The 18,516-nt window shown below is 72.9% G+C and carries 19 protein-coding genes; 8 read left to right on the forward strand and 11 right to left on the reverse strand.

What is annotated here, in order from left to right; genetic code table 11:
• Window positions 1-157 precede the first annotated feature (157 nt).
• The gene (gene xylA / locus ACFWVE_RS01585; protein ID WP_384007177.1) at window positions 158-1,324 is read right to left on the reverse strand and encodes a xylose isomerase; all 1,167 of its coding nucleotides are present in this window, start codon (window positions 1,322-1,324) and stop codon (window positions 158-160) included.
• A gap of 114 nt (window positions 1,325-1,438) precedes the next feature.
• Between xylA and xylB the strand changes: the two genes are divergently transcribed.
• Together xylB and ACFWVE_RS01595 are read left to right on the forward strand one after the other, a co-directional pair.
• Window positions 1,439-2,884, forward strand: a complete 1,446-nt coding sequence (gene xylB, locus ACFWVE_RS01590; protein WP_384007179.1) for a xylulokinase — start codon at window positions 1,439-1,441, stop codon at window positions 2,882-2,884.
• A gap of 105 nt (window positions 2,885-2,989) precedes the next feature.
• A complete protein-coding gene (locus tag ACFWVE_RS01595; RefSeq protein WP_384007181.1) occupies window positions 2,990-4,225 on the forward strand; it encodes an ROK family protein in 1,236 nt (411 codons plus the stop codon).
• Window positions 4,226-4,584: 359 nt separating this feature from the next.
• Here the strand turns inward: ACFWVE_RS01595 and ACFWVE_RS01600 are convergent, their stop codons facing one another.
• From ACFWVE_RS01600 to ACFWVE_RS01610, 3 genes are all read right to left on the reverse strand, one after another.
• Window positions 4,585-5,646, reverse strand: coding sequence for a hypothetical protein (locus ACFWVE_RS01600; RefSeq protein ID WP_384007182.1), 1,062 nt, complete (start codon window positions 5,644-5,646; stop codon window positions 4,585-4,587).
• A gap of 75 nt (window positions 5,647-5,721) precedes the next feature.
• Window positions 5,722-6,306: a TerD family protein gene (locus tag ACFWVE_RS01605; protein ID WP_266075295.1), complete on the reverse strand. Its 585-nt coding sequence runs from the start codon at window positions 6,304-6,306 to the stop codon at window positions 5,722-5,724.
• Window positions 6,307-6,442: 136 nt separating this feature from the next.
• Window positions 6,443-6,808 carry a DUF4180 domain-containing protein gene (locus ACFWVE_RS01610; RefSeq protein WP_384007184.1) on the reverse strand — a complete coding sequence of 122 codons (366 nt, stop codon included), beginning with the start codon at window positions 6,806-6,808 and terminating at the stop codon, window positions 6,443-6,445.
• A gap of 96 nt (window positions 6,809-6,904) precedes the next feature.
• Here ACFWVE_RS01610 and ACFWVE_RS01615 point away from each other — a divergent pair, with 96 nt between their 5' ends.
• Window positions 6,905-7,303 (forward strand): luciferase family protein, encoded by a 399-nt coding sequence (locus tag ACFWVE_RS01615; protein ID WP_384007186.1) that lies wholly within the window; start codon window positions 6,905-6,907, stop codon window positions 7,301-7,303.
• 61 nt (window positions 7,304-7,364) lie between these two features.
• Here ACFWVE_RS01615 and ACFWVE_RS01620 read toward each other — a convergent pair whose 3' ends face one another.
• The 6 genes from ACFWVE_RS01620 to ACFWVE_RS01645 all read right to left on the reverse strand — a co-directional run bounded on the left by ACFWVE_RS01620 (window position 7,365) and on the right by ACFWVE_RS01645 (window position 12,846).
• Window positions 7,365-7,559 (reverse strand): hypothetical protein, encoded by a 195-nt coding sequence (locus ACFWVE_RS01620; protein ID WP_257853257.1) that lies wholly within the window; start codon window positions 7,557-7,559, stop codon window positions 7,365-7,367.
• Between the two features lie 152 nt (window positions 7,560-7,711).
• Window positions 7,712-8,575 carry a phosphatidylinositol-specific phospholipase C/glycerophosphodiester phosphodiesterase family protein gene (locus tag ACFWVE_RS01625; protein WP_384007188.1) on the reverse strand — a complete coding sequence of 288 codons (864 nt, stop codon included), beginning with the start codon at window positions 8,573-8,575 and terminating at the stop codon, window positions 7,712-7,714.
• Window positions 8,576-8,791: 216 nt separating this feature from the next.
• The gene (locus ACFWVE_RS01630) at window positions 8,792-9,919 is read right to left on the reverse strand and encodes an acyl-CoA dehydrogenase family protein (protein ID WP_384007338.1); all 1,128 of its coding nucleotides are present in this window, start codon (window positions 9,917-9,919) and stop codon (window positions 8,792-8,794) included.
• Window positions 9,920-9,975: 56 nt separating this feature from the next.
• Window positions 9,976-11,160 (reverse strand): acyl-CoA dehydrogenase family protein, encoded by a 1,185-nt coding sequence (locus ACFWVE_RS01635; protein ID WP_384007190.1) that lies wholly within the window; start codon window positions 11,158-11,160, stop codon window positions 9,976-9,978.
• Window positions 11,157-12,134 (reverse strand): NADPH:quinone oxidoreductase family protein, encoded by a 978-nt coding sequence (locus tag ACFWVE_RS01640; RefSeq protein WP_384007192.1) that lies wholly within the window; start codon window positions 12,132-12,134, stop codon window positions 11,157-11,159. The genes ACFWVE_RS01635 and ACFWVE_RS01640 overlap by 4 nt, the downstream gene beginning before the upstream one ends.
• Window positions 12,135-12,273: 139 nt before the next feature.
• Entirely contained in the window at window positions 12,274-12,846 is a 573-nt protein-coding gene (locus tag ACFWVE_RS01645) for a helix-turn-helix domain-containing protein (RefSeq protein ID WP_384007194.1), read from the reverse strand.
• Between the two features lie 77 nt (window positions 12,847-12,923).
• Here ACFWVE_RS01645 and ACFWVE_RS01650 point away from each other — a divergent pair, with 77 nt between their 5' ends.
• The 5 genes from ACFWVE_RS01650 to ACFWVE_RS01670 all read left to right on the forward strand — a co-directional run bounded on the left by ACFWVE_RS01650 (window position 12,924) and on the right by ACFWVE_RS01670 (window position 17,768).
• Window positions 12,924-13,955 carry an NAD(P)/FAD-dependent oxidoreductase gene (locus ACFWVE_RS01650; protein ID WP_384007196.1) on the forward strand — a complete coding sequence of 344 codons (1,032 nt, stop codon included), beginning with the start codon at window positions 12,924-12,926 and terminating at the stop codon, window positions 13,953-13,955.
• A 73-nt stretch (window positions 13,956-14,028) separates the two neighbouring features.
• Window positions 14,029-15,582, forward strand: coding sequence for an ATP-dependent DNA ligase (locus ACFWVE_RS01655; protein WP_384007198.1), 1,554 nt, complete (start codon window positions 14,029-14,031; stop codon window positions 15,580-15,582).
• Complete coding sequence (locus tag ACFWVE_RS01660; RefSeq protein ID WP_384007200.1) at window positions 15,579-16,043, forward strand: NUDIX domain-containing protein; 465 nt, start codon at window positions 15,579-15,581, stop codon at window positions 16,041-16,043. Before ACFWVE_RS01655 ends, ACFWVE_RS01660 begins: the two co-directional genes overlap by 4 nt.
• A 77-nt stretch (window positions 16,044-16,120) precedes the next feature.
• On the forward strand, window positions 16,121-17,506 hold the full coding sequence (locus ACFWVE_RS01665) for an NADP-dependent succinic semialdehyde dehydrogenase (RefSeq protein ID WP_384007202.1): 1,386 nt from the start codon (window positions 16,121-16,123) through the stop codon (window positions 17,504-17,506).
• Window positions 17,507-17,531: 25 nt separating this feature from the next.
• On the forward strand, window positions 17,532-17,768 hold the full coding sequence (locus ACFWVE_RS01670; protein ID WP_384007204.1) for a DUF6213 family protein: 237 nt from the start codon (window positions 17,532-17,534) through the stop codon (window positions 17,766-17,768).
• A gap of 36 nt (window positions 17,769-17,804) precedes the next feature.
• Here ACFWVE_RS01670 and ACFWVE_RS01675 read toward each other — a convergent pair whose 3' ends face one another.
• Window positions 17,805-18,467: a transcriptional regulator gene (locus ACFWVE_RS01675; protein WP_384007206.1), complete on the reverse strand. Its 663-nt coding sequence runs from the start codon at window positions 18,465-18,467 to the stop codon at window positions 17,805-17,807.
• Window positions 18,468-18,516: the final 49 nt, after the last annotated feature.

Consider the following 18,516-nt stretch of genomic DNA (forward strand, 5'->3'; position numbering starts at 1 on the left):
TTGTGCGAGCATCCCGCACGGAGTGCGCCATGGAGTCCGCCATCGGTTTCCGGGTCGGAGCCGAGGATCGGCGTCGGACATCGGCATCGGCCGGTCTCCGCGCGGTGCCGGACCGTCTCCGTCCGGTCACCGCGCGGTGAGGCACAGCCCCGGGAACTCAGCCCCGGGCACCCAGCAGGTGGTCCATCGCCAGCTGGTCGAGGCGCTCGAAGCCCATGCCGCGCGCGGCGGCCGTGTCGGCGTCGAAGTCCTCGAAGGCGGAACGGTCGCCGAGCAGCGCCTGGAGGCCGTCGGCCGCCGTGGGCTCGGCCAGCTGGTCCAGGCGGGCCGCGCGCAGCGCCTCCTGCACCTCGGGGTCGGAACGGAAGGCGGCCGCGCGGTCCTTGAGGATCAGGTAGTTGCGCATGCAGCCGGCCGCCGAGGCCCACACCCCGTCGAGGTCCTCGGTCCGCGGCGGCTTGAAGTCGAAGTGCTTCGGTCCGCTGTAGCCGGCCGATTCCAGCAGGTCCACCAGCCAGAACGCGGCACGCAGGTCACCGGCGCCGAACCGGAGGTCCTGGTCGTACTTGATGCCGGACTGGCCGTTGAGGTCGATGTGGAACAGCTTGCCGGCCCACAGTGCCTGCGCGATGCCGTGCGGGAAGTTCAGCCCGGCCATCTGTTCGTGGCCGACCTCGGGGTTGACGCCGTAGAGCTCGGGCCGCTCCAGGCGCTCGATGAACGCCAGGGCGTGGCCGACGGTGGGCAGCAGGATGTCGCCGCGCGGCTCGTTCGGCTTGGGTTCGATGGCGAAGCGGATGTCGTAGCCCTGGGCGGTGACGTACTCACCGAGCAGGTCGAAGGCCTCCTTCATCCGGTCCAGGGCGACCCGTACGTCCTTGGCGGCACCCGACTCGGCGCCCTCACGGCCGCCCCAGGCCACGTACACCTCGGCGCCGAGCTCGACCGCGAGGTCGATGTTGCGGACGGTCTTGCGCAGCGCGTAGCGGCGCACGTCCCGGTCGTTGGCGGTGAACGCGCCGTCCTTGAACACCGGGTGGGTGAACAGGTTGGTCGTCGCCATCGGCACCTTCATGCCGGTGGAGTCCAGCGCCTGCCTGAAGCGCTTGATGTGCCCCTCGCGCTCGCTGTCGCTCGAGCCGAACGGGATCAGGTCGTCGTCGTGGAAGGTGACGCCGTGGGCGCCCAGCTCGGACAGGCGCTGCACCGACTCGACCGGGTCGAGGGCACGTCGGGTGGCGTCACCGAACGGGTCCCGTCCCTGCCAGCCGACGGTCCACAGGCCGAAGGTGAACCTGTCCTCGGGGGTGGGCTGGTAGTTCATGCCGTGGCTCCTTGCTCGCTGAGACTATTTCGTCATGGCGATTTACAAATTAGTATGCAGCACCATCTCTGGGAAGATGGTCAGCCCACCGAGCCGTGCAAGAGGGAGAGATCGATGTCAGCAGCCGAGGGTCCGCTCGTCGTCGGCGTGGACACGTCCACCCAGTCCACCAAGGCGCTGGTCGTCGACGTGGCCACCGGACGGGTCGTCGCGAGCGGCCAGGCACCGCACACGGTGACCTCGGGGGCGGGCCGGGAGAGCGATCCGCGTCAGTGGTGGGAGGCCCTGACGGAGGCGCTGCACCAGTGCGGTCAGGCGGCACACGAGGCCGCTGCGGTGTCGATCGGCGGCCAGCAGCACGGGCTGGTCACCCTGGACGCGCGGGGCGAGCCGGTGCGCCCGGCACTGTTGTGGAACGACGTGCGCTCCGCGCCCCAGACCCATCGGCTGACCGAGGAACTGGGCGGCGCGAAGTTCTGGGCCGAGCGCACCGGAAGCGTGCCGGCCGCCTCCTTCACGGTCACCAAGTGGGCCTGGCTGGCGGAGCACGAGCCGGAGGCGGTCCGCGCCACCAGGGCCGTCCGGCTCCCCCACGACTATCTGACCGAGCGGCTCACCGGGCAGGGCACGACCGACCGCGGCGACGCCTCCGGCACCGGCTGGTGGGCGTCCGGGACCGAGGCGTACGACGAGGAGATCCTCGCGCACGTGGGGCTGGACCCGGTACTGCTCCCCCGTGTCGTGCGCCCCGGCGAGGTGGCCGGGACCGTGCGCGAGGGTCATGACCTGCCGTTCTCCAAGGGCACCCTGGTGGCGTGCGGCACCGGGGACAACGCGGCCGCCGCGCTGGGCCTCGGCGTACGGCCCGGCACGCCGGTGATGAGTCTCGGCACCTCGGGCACGGTGTACGCGGTGTCGCGGCGACGGCCCGCCGACCCGACCGGCACAGTGGCGGGCTTCGCCGACGCGCGCGGCGACTGGCTGCCGCTCGCCTGCACGCTCAACTGCACACTCGCCGTGGACCGGGTCGCGACGCTGCTGGGCCTGGACCGCGAGGCCGTCGAGTCGGGCGACGGCGTCACACTCCTGCCCTTCCTCGACGGCGAGCGCACCCCGAACCTGCCGAACGCCTCCGGTCTGCTGCACGGGCTGCGCCACGACACGACCGGCGGCCAGCTTCTCCAGGCCGCCTACGACGGTGCCGTGCACTCACTGCTGGGCGCGCTGGACCGCGTGGTCGACGAGGACGCGGACCCGTCGGCGCCCCTGCTGCTGATCGGCGGCGGCGCACGGGGCACCGCCTGGCAGCAGACCGTACGGCGGCTGTCGGGGCGGCCCGTGCAGGTGCCCGAGGCACGGGAGCTGGTCGCGCTGGGAGCGGCGGCACAGGCGGCCGGTCTGCTCACCGGCGAGGACCCGGCCGCGGTCGCCCGCCGCTGGGAAACGGCGGCGGGACCGGTGCTGGAGGCGGTGGAGCGGGACGAGGAGACGCTGGCCAGGATCGCCGGGGTACTCTCCGACGCGGCCCCGCTCCTGGAGCGCGGCACGGACACCGCCTGACGGCCAGGGCCTTTTCAGGACCGGGCCAGGACCGGTTCAGGACCCACTCACGACCGACCGGGAACAACCGAGCACGCCCCGGACCGACCGAGGACTGACGGAGGCATGAGCGCACCGCTGCACGAGGCCCGTCCGGCCGCTCCGGGGCGGGGCCTGCCTTCGGCCGGTCCCGGGCGCGCACTGCCCGACACCCAGCAGGGCATGCGCCGCCGCAACCTCTCGCGGGTCATGCACACCGTCAGCGCCGAGGGGCCCCTGTCCCGGGCCGCCGTCGCCTCGCGCATCGGCCTGACCAGGGCGGCGGTGTCCACCCTGGTCGACGAGCTGATCCGATCGGGCCTGCTGGAGGAGCTGGGCCCCGAACGGCCCGGACGCGTGGGCCGGCCGGGCTCGGCCCTCGCCGTCAGCGGGCGCGGTCCGTCCGGGATCGGCGCCGAGGTCGGCGTCGACCATCTCGCGGTCTGCGCGGTCGACCTGCGCGGGGAGGTCCGGACGCGGGCTGTGCGGCACGTCCCGAACCGCGGCCGTTCCCCCCAGGAGGTAACCGGGGAGCTGACCGCACTGCTGCTCCGGGCAGTCGCCGCGATCGAGGACGAGGGTCTGTGGCCGGCCGGGCTGGCCGTGGCCGTACCGGGCCTGGTGGCACGCGACGCGCGGACCGTCGTCCGCGCGCCGAACCTCGGCTGGCACGACACCGACCTCGGCGCCCTGCTCCCGGCACGGTTCCCGCTGACCGTGGCCAACGAGGCCAACTGCGGCGCGCTGGCCGAGCTCTGGCTCGGCGGCGACACCCCACGCGACTTCCTCCATGTGTCGGCCGAGATCGGCATCGGCGCCGCGGTGGTCGTGGACGGGCGGCTGCTGCTCGGAAACCGGGGCTTCGCGGGCGAGTTGGGTCATGTGCCGGTCCGGCCCGACGGCCCTCAGTGCGCGTGCGGCGGCCGCGGCTGCCTGGAGCAGTACGCCGGCGAGGAGGCCGTGCTGCACGCCGCCGGCCTGGAGCCCGGCGAAGACCGTGTGGGCCTGCTCGCGGGCCGCGCCGAGCAGGGCGACCCCGCCGTACGGCGTGCCCTGCACGACGCGGGAACGGCGCTGGGCATCGCACTGACCGGGGCGGTCAATCTCCTGGACCCCGAGAGTGTGGTCCTGGGCGGCGCGCTGTCCGGGCTCGCCCCCTGGCTGCTGCCCTCGCTCCGCTCCGAGCTGGCCCGGCGCACGGCGGGCCCGGCCTGCCCCGTCTCGGTGTCCGCCCTGGGCCCGGAGGGTCCCCTCCTGGGCGCGGCGCACTCGGTGATCCGGGGAGTCCTGGACGACCCGGCGTCCGTCGCCGAACCGGCATGAGCCCGCCGGGCGGGTCAGGCCGTCCACCGCTCACCATTCGCCGGCGGGCTTCCTCTTCCACCGCCTGCCGTCGTGGAGCCCCGGCCTCAGCCCCGCGTCCGCGCGGAACCCGATCGCCTGCGCACCGGTCGTAGGCCTGTGCGTCGCCGTCGCACGGGCTCCGGCGCTGCCGCGCTCATCGTGACTCCCCCGATGCCGGCCGGCCGCGCCGACTGCCGGCACCTGGGCGCGTGCGAGAGCCTGCGCGCGCATGCCTCCCGGTGAAACCCGACCGGCCGCGCTCTCTTCACCCTGGCGCGCGCAGGACGGGCTGGGACACACCGCCGTCGCCGGCTGCCCGGCCGCCGGTGATCCCGCGGCTAGTCCCCGCCGCCTCCGCCACCATCCCCGCCCCCGCCGTCACTCCCACCGCTGTCGCCGCCGTCACCGCCGTCCGAGCCCCAGCCGTCGCCGCCTCCGGGCTCGTTGTCGTCCCTCCCTCTCCCGAGGTTGCTGAACCAGGGACGGCCCCACCACTCGTCGTCGGCGACGAGCGGCTCGTCCCCGTCGACCGGGCGCCGCCCCGACCGGAACCGCGCCGACCCCGTCGTGTCCCCGATTCCGAAGGCGACGGCGAAGACCTGCGCCATGACGGCGTCCAGCGGGTCGGAGCTCTCGTGTCGCACAGGAGCCAGCGGCAGCAGTACCGTGTCCCGCTCCGGCACCGGCCAACTCGGGGGACGCGTGAGCAGGGCGACCGGCCGTTCGTCGCGCAGCAGCCACGAGCTCTCCGCGTTCTCCCGCCGCAGCACCCAGCGCCGGTCGGGAAGTCCCATCTCCACGGACCGCTTGGACTTGCGCCGCTTCTTCGTGAGCACGAGTTCCGCGGCAACCTCGCCGACGGTCGGGCGCAGGCCCTTGGACGGTTCAAAGCTGTCACGGTCGAAGCCGCGCGGCGCCCGGATCCGTACGACGGGAGCACCCGGTCCCCACACGTCCACGCGCACCAGCCGGCGGTCCACGGCGACAGTGATCCGTCCGGCGGGCCCCGCCGCGGACCGCCGCGCGATCCACAGCGGCACGCCTTCGGCGCGGGCCCGGGCCGCGAGAGCGGCCACCTGGTCGGGCCCGCCGCACCGCCGGACCGCCAGTTCCCCCAGCGTGCGGGCGAACTCCGCGGCCCGCCGTACCTTCACCGGCGTGCTCGTGCCGGTGACGCGGGTCACCGGGACTGCCCCGGCCCCGGCCGGCAGCCACGTCAGCGGGCGTTCCGCCCCGCCGCCCCCGAGCCAGTTCCCCCGCTGGAACGCCTCGGCCATGGCGCCGAGGTTCAGCTCGCTCAACGGCATGGTCCTGCCGCCCCTGCGCAGCCGGTCCCCGGAAAGCTCCACCGTCCGCGCCAGCGGATTCCACGACTGCTCCCCATAGAGCACCTGGCTCACCACAGCCCCCGTCCCCCTCATGCCTACGCGGTGGGCTCGGCGGAGCCCGAACCGCCCCCCGTCGGTCGCCGACGGCTAATTGCTGACAGCGAAGCGCATCAGGGCGTGCTCGTCGCCCTGCTTGACCTTCCCGGTCGTATTGATCACTTCGAGCTTCCACGTGCCACCGACCCGGATCGCCCTGGCCACGGCGCAGCCGTTGTCCTGGGTGAGCAGACTCGGCCAGATGTCGGCGACCTGCTGCGTGCTGCCCCCGCTCGCGTCGTAGACCTTGAAGCTGATGTTGCGCGCCTTCTGGAAGGAGGAGCCCTTCTTGTACGCGGCGGCGACGAACACGATCGACGTGATGTTGGGCGGGACCCGGGCGAACTCGACGGTCACCGTCTCGTCGTCCCCGTCGCCGTGTCCGGTCTGGTTGTCGCCGCTGTGGACCAGCGCGCCGTTGCCCAGGGGGTCGAGCGAGTCGAGACCCGCGAGGCGCACCGGGTCCCCGCCCTGCAGGGCAACGGCGATCAGGTCGAGGTCCGTGCCGGTCTTGCGGCGCAGTTTGCCCAGCACCCCGCCGCTGCTGCCGGCGGTCGGGTCCCAGGAGACCCCGATGGACAGATGGGTCACTCCGTCCAGGTCTGCCGGGCCGTCTTCCTTCGTGAGCGTGATCATGGGTGGGTCATCCTTCGTCAAGGCGGACTACGACACGCAAAGTGTGCCTGATACCCCGCATGCCCCCTGTGCCCGGCCCCGAGGAGCGCCCGGAGGGCCTCCGGCCGGTGTCCTCACCCGGTCCTCGCCCCTGTCCTCACCCCAGCCGCTCCTCGAGTTCCGCGCGGTCGGAGACGAACCAGAGCTGGTTGCCGCGGTTCGCCTCGCGCACGAAGTCGCGGAGGGCATCGCTGCCGGCCACATGAGAGGCGATGTCGCCGATGACCGCCAGACGGAGACGGTAGTTGACGAACTTCTGCACCACATCGCCGGCGACGCCCGAGCGCAGGGAGAAGAAGTCGTCCGCCACTCGCTCGACCGGGACAGCCACCATGTCCGCCCGACACCCCAGGGCATCACCGATCAGATCGAGAGCGGTCTCACCGCCGCTCAGCTTCGATCCGTCCTTGTCACACACCAGAACGGAGACTCCGTGCACGGTCACGAGGCGACTGACTGTCATGATGTGATCATATGCGGGAGGGTGCGTCGCCTCACTGATCGATTACAAAACGCCCAACTACTGGTTACTGCACGGTGAGCGAGTCACTATGAGGCCATGACACCGGCGCAGCGAGCCATGGAGCGACTTCGGACCTGGCCCGACCTCACCGTCTGCAAGGCAGGATGCGGTACCGGACAGGCTCTCCGTTCCGCCCGGGACGAGGTCGTCCACTTCCACTCGGGACGGGATGTCGACCTCCACCTCACCCGCCGCGCCATCCAGCGCTTCCGCTACGACCTCAGCGCCTCGACCGCGATCCAGCTGATACCGGGGTCGAACTGGGTGACGGTGCATCTGGACTGCGACACCGACATCGACCTGCTGCTGACCCTGGTGAGCGTCGCCCTCAAGGCCCACCAGGCCACCCCGCTCCCCTCCCCCGTGCCGACGGCCACCGGGTGCAACTTCCACCGGGTCACGGTGCTGCTGCGCGACCCGGTGACCGAACACTGAGAAGACGTCCGCCCCCTGACGGGGCGGATCAGGGGCCTCCACCCGCCCCCGGTGCCGGAACTCACGGCCGCAGACCGCTGACGATGTCCGCCGTCGCGGTCAGGCCGCTGTGGATGGCGGGGGCGATGTCCGAGCCGGCCAGACAGAACCCGAGCAGCAGGCAGACGATCCCGTGGGAGAGCTTCAGCCCGCCGTTGCGCAGGAAGATCACCGCCAGGATCGCGAGCAGCAGCACCACAGAGATGGAAATGGCCATCGTCAACCTCCTCCGCCACGTCCGCTTCGCGGCGTTCGGCCGCAAGTGTGGCGTAGCGGAGGGTTCGTCCGGGCGGTCGGCCTGTCCTCCGAACGTGTGGTGTCTGCGACGTACCGCAACCGGTACGCGTCCTGGCGCGGGAGGCGAGCGTCCTACCGCGGGCGGTACGCGTCGAGGAAGGATTGCAGTCCTGCGAGGTCGTCGGTGTTGAGATGGTCGACGTCCGCGGCGACCAGTTCGCCCCACAGGGCGTCCCGGGCGGGGCCCGGCAGGTCGGGGGTGGCCCAGAACCGTACCGCCTGGCCGCGCCCGTGTGCGGTGCCCACGATGGCGTGCAGCTTGCGGCGCTCGGCGTCGGGGAAGGCGCCGACGCCCCGCCAGGTGAAGTTGAGCGTCCAGTTGTCGCTGATCAGCGGAATCAGGGAGGAGCCGGCCGGGCCGCCGAGGTCGGCCGACCGGCCGTCGTAGAAGGCGTACCGCACCCGCTGGGCCTCCATGGGCGCACGGGCGGCCCGGTGGCCCGAGATGACAGCGGTGACCGGTCCGGGCAGCACCCGGCCGCCCGCGCAGGTGGTGAACAGGTGCCGGTACCGCCGGAGATGGCGGTGGAGCTCGAGGTAGGTGGACGCGCCCTCGGTCTTGATGTCGATGAGCAGCTGGAGCGGCTTGCGGTGCCCCCGGTACACCGACCCGTGGTGGGCCCGCACGCGGGCGGCGAGGGGGTCGAGGTAGAGGGACTCGAGGGTGCGGGACGGGTCGAGGTCCTCGGGGTCGTGGGCGACGAGGAGTTGGTCGCCGACGAGGTGGATGTCGGCCTCGACGCTGCCGAAGCGGTGGTCGAGGGCGTCGAGGAGGGGGCGCGGGTGCTCGTAGTCGTTGTGGGCGTGGGCCCGCCACAACGGCCGCGGCCGGCGCCCGTGTTCACCGGCCAGCGCCGGGGTGGCCGGCAGGGCGATCGAGGCCGCGAGGGCGGTGCCGAGGGTGGTGAGGGCTCTGCGACGGGTGGTGAGGGCCATGCTCCGCCTCCCTGGAATGGCGTACGGGGACCTCTGGAGTATGAGGTCCCCGCGGGCCCGAGGAGCAGTGCTGTGAAGCGAGTTGGCCGAGCCGCCGTCGCACGTTCACCTCCGGGAGCTGCCGGACGCACGGACGCACGGACGCACGGGAGAGCCCGCCCCGAGGGCGGGCTCTCCCGTGGGATGCGGCGGTACGGCCGGGTGCGTGACGCCGCGTCAGGGAGCCCGCAGGTCGACGAGTTCGGCCAGTGCCTCGCGGTGGGCGCCCGCCGTGCCGTAGGCGATCGAGTCGGCCTTGGCCCGCTTCAGGTACAGGTGGACCGGGTGCTCCCAGGTCATCCCGATGCCGCCGTGCAGTTGCAGCGCCTCCTCTGCGGCATGGACGGCGACCTGGCCCGCGTAGGCCTGCGCGACGGCGACGGCGACGGCCGCATCGGCGTCGTCACCCGCAGCCGCCACGCCGGCGACCGTCGCACCGGCGGCCAGCGCGTCCGCCGCATTGCGGGCCGCGGCACGGAGGTTGACGACCTCGAGCCACAGCTGGGCGAGCCGGTGCTTGAGCGCCTGAAAACCGCCCACCGGCCGGTTGAACTGCCTGCGGTCCTTCAGATAGCGAACGGTCTCCGTCAGCGACCAGTCCGCGAGACCGAGTTGTTCCGAGGTCAGCAGCCCGGCACCCGCGCGCAGAGCCCGCCGTACAGCAGGTTCCGCGTCGCCGACCCGGTGTCCCGGGGCACCGTCCAGGACGACGTGGGCGAGGGGGCGGGTCAGGTCCAGGGACGTCTGCCCGGTGACGGTGACGCCGGCGGCGTCGGCCTCGACGGCGTACAGCCCGCCGTCGTCCGCCGGGACGAGCAGCACGTCGGCCGCGTCCGCGTCCGCGATACCGGCCAGCTCGCCGTGCAGGACGCCGGCCGCCGCGCGGACGGCGGGAAAGGGCGCGGCGGGGGCGGTGTGCAGAGGGACGGCGAGGGCACCGATCCGGCGCGCGGACGCCAGCGAGGCGAGCACCTCGCCCCCTTCGGCACAGGCCAGCAGCGCCTCGGTGGCCACGACTGCGCTGGTCAGATAGGGCACGGGGGCGACGGCCCGGCCCAGCTCCTCCAGGACGACCGCGGCCTCCCGGTGCGTGGCGCCCTGGCCGCCGCGGTCCTCGGGCACCAGCAGCCCGGCGAGGCCCATGCCGTCGGCGAGCGCCTTCCACAGGGACAGGTCGTGCGGGGTGTCCGACTCGGTACGGGAGATCACCCGGGCCGCGTCGCAGTGGTCGGTGAGCAGGTCCCGGACGGCGGCGCGCAGCGCCTCCTCCTCCTCCGAGTACAGGAGACCGGACTGCGCGCTCACCGGATTCGCCGGGCTCACCGGGCCGGTCCTCGTGGGGCGCGTCGGGCGCGTCGTACTCATCGGGCCAGGTCCTTCCAGGCGACGTCCTTGTCGGTACGCGGCTCGGCCGGGAGGCCCAGGACGCGCTCGGCGACGATGTTCAGCAGGACCTCGCTGGTCCCGCCCTCGATGCTGTTGCCCTTGGAGCGGAGGTAGCGGTAGCCGGCCTCACGGCCGGTGAAGTCGACCAGTTCGGGGCGGCGCATGGTCCAGTCGTCGTACAACAGGCCCTCCGCCCCCAGAAGTTCCACTTCCAGGCCGCTGATCTGCTGGTTGAGGCGGGCGAAGCCCAGCTTCATCCCGGCGCCCTCCGGGCCGGGCTGGCCGGCGACGAGCTGCTGGCGCAGGCGTTCGCCGGTGATCCGGGCGACCTCGGCCTCCACCCAGAGCCCGAGCAGACGCTGATGCAGGTCGTGGGTGCGCAGTTCGGGACGTTCGCGCCAGGTCCTCGCGACCGGGCCGATCATGCCGCCCTCACGGGGCAGCCGCATGCCGCCGATGGCCACGCGCTCGTTGTTGAGCGTGGTCTGTGCGACCCGCCAGCCGTCACCGACGTCACCGAGCCGGCGGGAGTCGGGGATGCGGACGCCGGTGAGGAAGACCTCGTTGAACTCGGCCTCACCGGTGATCTGGCGCAGCGGCCGCACCTCGACACCGGGATCGGTCATGTCGCAGACGAAGTAGGTGATGCCCCGGTGCTTGGGCACGTCCGGATCGGTGCGGGCGATGAGGATGCCCCAGCGGGCGGCATGGGCACTGGAGGTCCACACCTTCTGCCCGTCGACCACCCAGCCGTCCCCGTCCACACGGACCGCGCGGGTGCCGAGGGCGGCCAGGTCGGACCCGGCGCCCGGCTCGCTGAACAGCTGGCACCAGACCTCCTCGCCGGTCCACAGCGGCCGCAGGAATCGGAGCCGCTGCTCCTCCGTACCGAACTGCAGAATCGTCGGCGCGGCCATGCCGAGGCCGATGCCGATGCGCCGCGGGTCGTTGTCGGGCGCCCCGGCGGCCTCCAGCTCGGCGTCCACGACGGCCTGGAGGGACCTCGGGGCGCCGAGCCCGCCGAGCCCTTCGGGGTAGTGCACCCAGGCGAGTCCCGCGTCGAAGCGGGCGCGCAGGAAGTCGAGGCGGCCGGTGGTGGCGGGCGGATGCGCGGCCAGCAATTCCCGGGTGCGCCGCCTCAGTTCGGTTACGTCGGTCATGCGGCGACTCCGTTCTTTGCTGCGGGCAGCACGGCGACACGTCCGGTGGTGACGCCGTCCGCGACCCGCTGCACGGCGTCTGCGGCGCCGGACAGCGGCACGCGCTCGCTCACCAGCGGCTTGACAACGCCCCGGGCGGCCAGCTCCAGGAGCTGCTCGTGGCAGTGCTGGACGAGCTTCGGGTTCCTGGTGTTGTAGAGGCCCCAGTGCAGGCCGAGGATCGAGTAGTTCTTCACCAGGGCGTGGTTCAGCGCCGCGCTGGGAATCGTGCCGCTCGCGAAGCCGACGACCACGATCCGGCCCTCGAACGCGACGACCTTGGTGGACTGGGTGTAGGCGTCCCCGCCGACCGGGTCGTAGATGACATCGGCGCCGCGGCCGCCGGTGGCCTGCTTCACCGCGGCGATGACGTCCTGCTCGCGCCGGTCGATCACCACGTCGCAGCCCAGCTCGCGGGCGACGGACACCTTGGCCCCGCCGCCGACCACTCCGATGACGGTGGCGCCGGCGGCCTTGCCCAGCTGCACGGCCGCGCTGCCGACGCCTCCCGCGGCGGCGTGCACGAGCAGGGTCTCGCCGGCCTCGAGACCGGCCCGGCGGTGCAGCCCGAACCAGCCTGTCTGGTAGCCGACGTGGAGGGCTGCGGCCTCGGCGTCGTCCAGCGCGTCCGGGGCGGAGCGCATTCCGGCGGCGTCCGCGACGGCGTACTCGGCGAAGCCGCCGTACGGCAGCGCGGGGCTGGCGAGCACCCGGCGCCCGTCCTCGGTCTCGCCGCAGATCTCCACGCCCGGGGTGAACGGCAGCGGCGGCCTGACCTGGTACTGGCCCCGGCACATCAGCGCGTCCGGAAAGTTGATGTTCGCGGCGCGCACCTTCAGCAGGACCTGGCCTTCACCGGGTGTCGGCCGCTCCACGTCCGCGAGGCGCATCACCTCGCCCGGCTCGCCGATCTCGTGCACCTGCCATGCCTGCATGCGGAGCCTCCACGGGACTGTGAACGTCGTGTTCGCCTGACCGGGTCCACCGCATACTAAGCGGTCGCTTGCCTCTAGGGAACCGTCTCGCACGTCACGGCCTTCCGCGCCCCGTCCGCCGGAGGGGGCGCCCCGTCCGTCAGGACCGCTTGGGACGTGCCCGTACGTGCATCCGCTCCCCCTGCGGGCCGAACAGGCTGAGGAACTCCACCGGCCCCTCCCCCGTCGACCCGAAGGCGTGCGGCACGTGCGTGTCGAACTCCGCGGCCTCCCCCGCCCTCAGCACCACGTCGCGCTCGCCCAGCACCAGGCGCAGCTTGCCGGACAGCACGTACAGCCACTCGTAGCCCTCGTGCGTACGGGGTTCGGGCTCGAACGTGCGCTGCGGTTCGAGCACCTTGTACGCCTGGAGTCCGCCGGGCTGGCGGGTGAGCGGCCAGTAGGTGCGACCGCCCTGCTGGAACGGCTTGGCGCGGATGCGCGGATCGCCGACCGGCGGCGCGCCGACCAGTTCGTCCAGCGCCACCTGATGGGCCTGCGCGATCGGCAGCAGCAGTTCGAGGCTGGGTTTGCGCAGGCCGGACTCGAGCCGCGAGAGGGTGCTCACGGAGATGCCGGTCGCCTCGGACAGCGCGGCGAGCGTCACCTCCCGCTCCTTCCTGATCCGCCGCAGCCGGGGACCCACATCCGCGAGAACGTCGTCGGTAGTCATACAGATATTGCAGGATCGGCAAAGATATTTGTCAATCCTGCAGTACTCGGGCGACGGTCGACGTGGAGGTGGTCAACATGACCGAGAAGAGTGGGAAGCCCCGCGACGGATTCGCGCACGGGACCGGCGGGACGGACGGCACCGGTACAGGCACCGGCTACGACGTGGTGGTCGTCGGAGGCGGCGCGGCCGGGCTGTCCGCCGCGCTGGTGCTCGGCCGGGCCCGGCTGCGGACCCTGGTCGTCGACTCGGGCGAGCCGCGCAACGCGCCCTCGCCCCACATGCAGGGTTACCTGTCGCGGGACGGGATGTCACCGGCCGCGTTCCTGGCCGCCGGCCGGGAGGAGATCGCGGGCTACGGCGTCGGACTGCTCGCGGGCCGGGTGACGGACGTGACCCGCACCGGCGGCGGTACCCGGCCCGGCACCGGTGGCGGCGGGGACTTCAGCGTGCTGCTGGACGACGGCCGGAGCGTCCGTGCGCGGCGCCTGATCGTCGCCACCGGGCTGAAGGACGAGCTGCCCGCGGTCCCCGGTGTCGCCGAACGGTTCGGGCGGGACGTGCTGCACTGCCCGTTCTGCCACGGCTGGGAGGTCCGCGATCAGCCCTTCGGGGTACTCGCATCGAGCGCCATGAGTGTGCACCAGGCGCTGATGGTGTCCCGGTGGTCCAAGGACGTCACCCTCTTCCTGCACACGGTCGCCGAGGAGGAGCTGTCCGACCAGGACCTGCGCCGGCTGGCCGCGGCCGGCGTCGACGTCGTGCCCGGCGAGGTCTCGGAGCTGGTGGTCGAGGACGACCGGCTCACCGGCGTCCGCCTCGCCGACGGCTCCGTCCACGCCCGCTCCGTGCTGTACGTCGGGCCACGTCCCGTGCCGCGGACGAGCCTGCTGGAGCGGCTCGGCGCCGAGCTGTCCGAGACCCCGTTCGGCGCGTACCCGGTGGTGGACCCGACGGGGCTGACCTCCGTACCGGGTGCCTGGGCGGCGGGCAACGCGATCGGCTTCGCCGAACAGGTCGTCCACGCGGCGAGCGGCGGATACCGCGCGGCGGCCGCGATCGTCGGGGATCTGCTGATGACGGACCTGGACGCCGCGGTGACCGGGTGATCCGCCACCGCTGATCCGCGGCGGCCGCGGCAGCCCGGGTGTGGGACGCGGGGGTCCGTAGCACCATGGCTGCATGCTGCTGTCCCGGCTGGCCCGTGTGTCGCAGGAGGTCGCCGCCGCTTCGGCGCGGTCCCGGAAGATCGCGCTGCTCGCCGAGCTGTTCCGGGACGCGGAGGCGGACGACGTACCCGTCGTCATCCCGTATCTGGCGGGCAGGCTGCCGCAGGGCAGGATCGGCGTGGGCCGGAAGACGCTGAGCCGGCCGGTCGCCCCGGCGGAGCAGCCGACCCTGACCGTCCGCGCCGTCGACGCCCTGCTCGGCCGGCTCGCCAAGGTGTCCGGACCCGGTTCGCAGGCCGAGCGGGCCCTGCTGGTCGGGGAACTGCTGGGCGCGGCGACCGAGGAGGAACAGCGGTTCCTGCTCGGTCTGCTCACCGGCGAGGTCCGGCAGGGGGCTCTGGACGCGGTCGCCGTGGAGGGACTGGCGCGGGCGACCGGGGCACCGTCGGCGGAGGTGCGGCGGGCGGTGATGCTGGCGGGCTCGCTGCAGACGGTGGCCGGGGCGCTGCTGGCGGACGGCCCCGAGACGCTGGAGCGGTTCCGTCTCACCGTGGGACGCCCCGTGCTGCCGATGCTGGCGCACAGCGCCTCCTCGGTCGCCGAGGCGGTGGAGAAGCTGGGGGCGGCGGCGGTCGAGGAGAAGCTGGACGGCATCCGCGTCCAGGTGCACCGCGACGGCGACACGGTGCGCGTACACACCCGCACCCTGGACGACATCACCGACCGGCTGCCCGAAGTGACGGCAGCGGCACGGGCGTTGCCGGGCGAGCGGTTCATCCTGGACGGGGAGGTCATCTCGTTCGACGCGCGGGGGCGGCCCCGTACGTTCCAGGAGACCGCCGGGCGGGTCGGTTCCCGGTCGGACGTGGCCACGGCGGCCCGGGACGTGCCCGTCGCCCCCGTCTTCTTCGACGCGCTGTCCGTCGAGGGCCGTGACCTGCTGGATCTTCCCTTCGCCGAGCGGCACGCCGAGCTGGCCCGGCTGGTGCCGGAGCCCATGCGGGTACGGCGCGCGCTGATGTCCGGGCCCGAGGACGTACGGGCGGCGGAGGACTTCCTCGCCGACACGCTGGCGCGCGGTCACGAGGGCGTCGTGGTCAAGGGACTCGACACCCCCTACAGCGCAGGGCGGCGCGGCGCGTCCTGGCTGAAGGTCAAGCCCGTGCACACGCTCGACCTGGTGGTGCTGGCGGCCGAGTGGGGTCATGGCCGCCGTACCGGCAAGCTGTCCAACCTGCACCTGGGTGCCCGTACCGCCGACGGCGGCTTCGTGATGCTCGGCAAGACCTTCAAGGGCATGACCGACACCATGCTGACCTGGCAGACCGAACGGCTGCGCGAACTCGCCGTCGGCACCGGCACGAGCGGCACGAGCGCGTACGTCGTCACCGTGCGCCCGGAGCTCGTCGTGGAGATCGCCTACGACGGCCTCCAGCGCTCCACCCGCTACCCGGCCGGCGTCACCCTCCGTTTCGCCCGGGTGGTCCGCTACCGCGAGGACAAGCGGCCGGACGAGGCGGACACCGTGGAGTCCCTGCTCGCCGCGCACCCCGGGCTACGGCCGTGACCGGCACCCGGAGCGCCGGCCTTCTGGTGTTCCGGCACACCGATCACGGGCTCGAGGTATTGCTCGGTCATATGGGCGGCCCGTTCTTCGCCCGCCGGGACGCCGGCGCGTGGACCGTGCCGAAGGGCGAGTACGACGCCGGTGAGACGGCCTGGGACGCGGCGCGCCGGGAGTTCCGGGAGGAGCTGGGGCTGCCGCCGCCCGACGGGGAGGCCGTGCCGCTCGGCGAGGTCCGGCAGTCGGGCGGCAAGACCGTCACGGCCTGGGCGGTCGAGGGCGACCTCGACCCGGCCGCCGTCGTGCCCGGCACCTTCCGGATGGAGTGGCCGCCGAAGTCGGGGCGGACGCGGGAGTTCCCGGAGCTGGACCGGGTGGAGTGGCTTCCCCTGGACCGGGCGCGGGAGCTGGTCGTCTCCGCCCAGACGGCGTTTCTCGACCGCTTGGCGGAGCACTCGTCCTGAGGAAGCCTCCCGCGTTGCGACGCCCACCGCCGCGCGGGAGGGTCGACATGCACGCCCCGTCCCCAGGGAGGCCAGCCATGCCCATCGCAACGGTGAATCCGGCGAACGGCGAGACGCTCAGGACGTACGAGGCCATGGGCGAGGAGGAGACCGAGCGCCGGCTCCAACTCGCGGAGGCCACGTTCCGCACGTACCGGACGACGACGTTCGAGGAGCGCGCCCGCCTGCTGCACCGGGCCGCCGAGCTCCTCGACGAGGACCGGCACAGCATCGCCGAGGTGATGACCACCGAGATGGGCAAGCCGGTCGGGCAGTCCCGCGCGGAGGCCGCCAAGTGCGCCAGGGCGATGCGCTGGTACGCCGACCACGCCGCGGGCCTTCTCGCCGACGAGGAGCCCGACGCGTCCGACGTGAAGGACTCCGGCGGCTCCCGGGCTCTGGTGCGTTACCGGCCGCTCGGCCCGGTGCTCGCCGTGATGCCGTGGAACTTCCCGCTGTGGCAGGTCGTACGGTTCGCCGCGCCCGCGCTGATGGCGGGCAACGTGGGCCTGCTCAAGCACGCCTCGAACGTGCCGCAGACCGCTCTGTACCTGGAGGACCTGTTCCACCGGGCGGGCTTTTCCGAGGGCTGCTTCCAGACCCTGCTCATCGGCTCCGCCGCCGTCGACGCGATCCTGCGGGACGAACGCGTCAGGGCGGCCACCCTCACCGGCAGCGAGCCCGCCGGACGCGCGGTGGCCGCCACCGCCGGGGAGATGATCAAGAAGACGGTGCTGGAGCTGGGCGGCAGCGACCCGTTCGTCGTGATGCCGTCCGCCGACCTGGACCGGGCCGCCGAGGTCGCGGTCACCGCGCGGGTGCAGAACAACGGGCAGTCCTGCATCGCCGCCAAACGCTTCATCGTGCACACCGACGTCTACGACGCCTTCGCCGAGCGCTTCACCCGGGGCATGCGGGCGCTGACGACCGGCGACCCCATGGACGAGGCGACGGACGTCGGTCCGCTCTCCAGCGAGCAGGGCCGAAAGGATCTGGCGGAGCTGGTCGACGACGCCGTACGGTCGGGGGCCCGCGTGCTGTGCGGCGGTGAGCTGCCGGACGGGCCCGGCTGGTACTACCCGCCGACCGTCCTGGCCGGGATCACCCGCGCCATGCGCGTCCACCGGGAGGAGGCCTTCGGCCCGGTCGCCACGCTGTACCGGGCGGCGGACCTGGACGAGGCGGTGCTGATCGCCAACGACTCCCCGTTCGGCCTGAGTTCCAACGTCTGGACGCGTGACGAGGCCGAGGTCGACCGCTTCGTCCGCGATCTGGAGGCGGGCGGCGTCTTCGTGAACGGGATGACGGCGTCCCATCCGGCGCTCCCGTTCGGCGGGGTCAAGCGCTCCGGTTACGGACGTGAGCTGTCCGGGCACGGAATCCGCGAGTTCTGCAACATCACCACGGTTTGGCACGGTGCGTGACGCCCCCGCGGCTACGATCCGGTCTGTGAACCGCGAAGTGACTCTGCCTCTGATCGTCGACGACCGCGGTACCTTGCAGGTCTCCGCGGCGGACGTGAGCAAATTGCTGCGCACGGTGGGCGGCCGGTGGCTGCACCTCGTGGAGTCCGGCGACGACCGGCTCGACGAGGACACGGTCGCCGCGCTCACCATCGAACTGGCGAAGCTGGCCGACCGGATCGACGTGGCGTGCATCGCCCACAGCAGCGGGAGCAGGGCTTAGGGTGCGGGCGGCGGTCGTCGGTCGTCGGCCGCGTGTTCAGACCGGCCGGAGCAGTGTCCTCCAGAACAGCGACTCGTAGCTCTGCAGCAGGTGACCGTACCGCCGCGCCAGGCTCTCGTCGAGACGGCCCGTGTCCAGGCCGTCCTGGACCGCTTCCGCCGCCACCCGGTCCAGGTCGGGGGCCGGTTCGGCGAAGAGGTCGAAGAACGCGCAGGCCTCGTCGGTGAAGCCGTAGCGCGTGCGCAGCGCCTGGGCGATGGTGGCGCAGTAGCCGCCCCAGGCCGAGAAGTTGGCGGTCACGGAGAGGACGGCGTCGGCCGGTGCCGCGTTGAGGGCCAGCCAGGCGACGTAGGCGGGATAGGTCTGGCAGCCGGGCAGGGGGCCGTACGAGGCCGCCCGCTCCCGGTCCACGCCACAGGCCGCGGCGAAGGCGTCCAGCCGCGCCGCCGCCAGATCCTCGCCCTCGGCGAGGGCGGTGAAGTACGCGGCGGCCCTCGGCTGGTCCGCGGAGCGGTCCGCCAGGTGCTGGAAGGCACGGCGGTCGGCGGGGATCACCCAGCTCTGTTCCAGGGCGAGCGCGGCCAGGGTGTCCCGGCCTGCCTCACCTCGGGCGATCAGCGGTACGAGGGGGTTGGACCGGGGGTCCGGGGCCAGTTCCCGCGTGATCGTCTCCAGCAGTTCCCGGGCCGTGCGCGTCATCGCGGTCTCCGTCACGTCGGTCGGCCGGTCCGTGGGGCGACCGGCTCCC

Origin of the sequence: Streptomyces sp. NPDC058632, from assembly GCF_042717095.1 — a bacterium.
GTDB lineage: Bacteria > Actinomycetota > Actinomycetes > Streptomycetales > Streptomycetaceae > Streptomyces.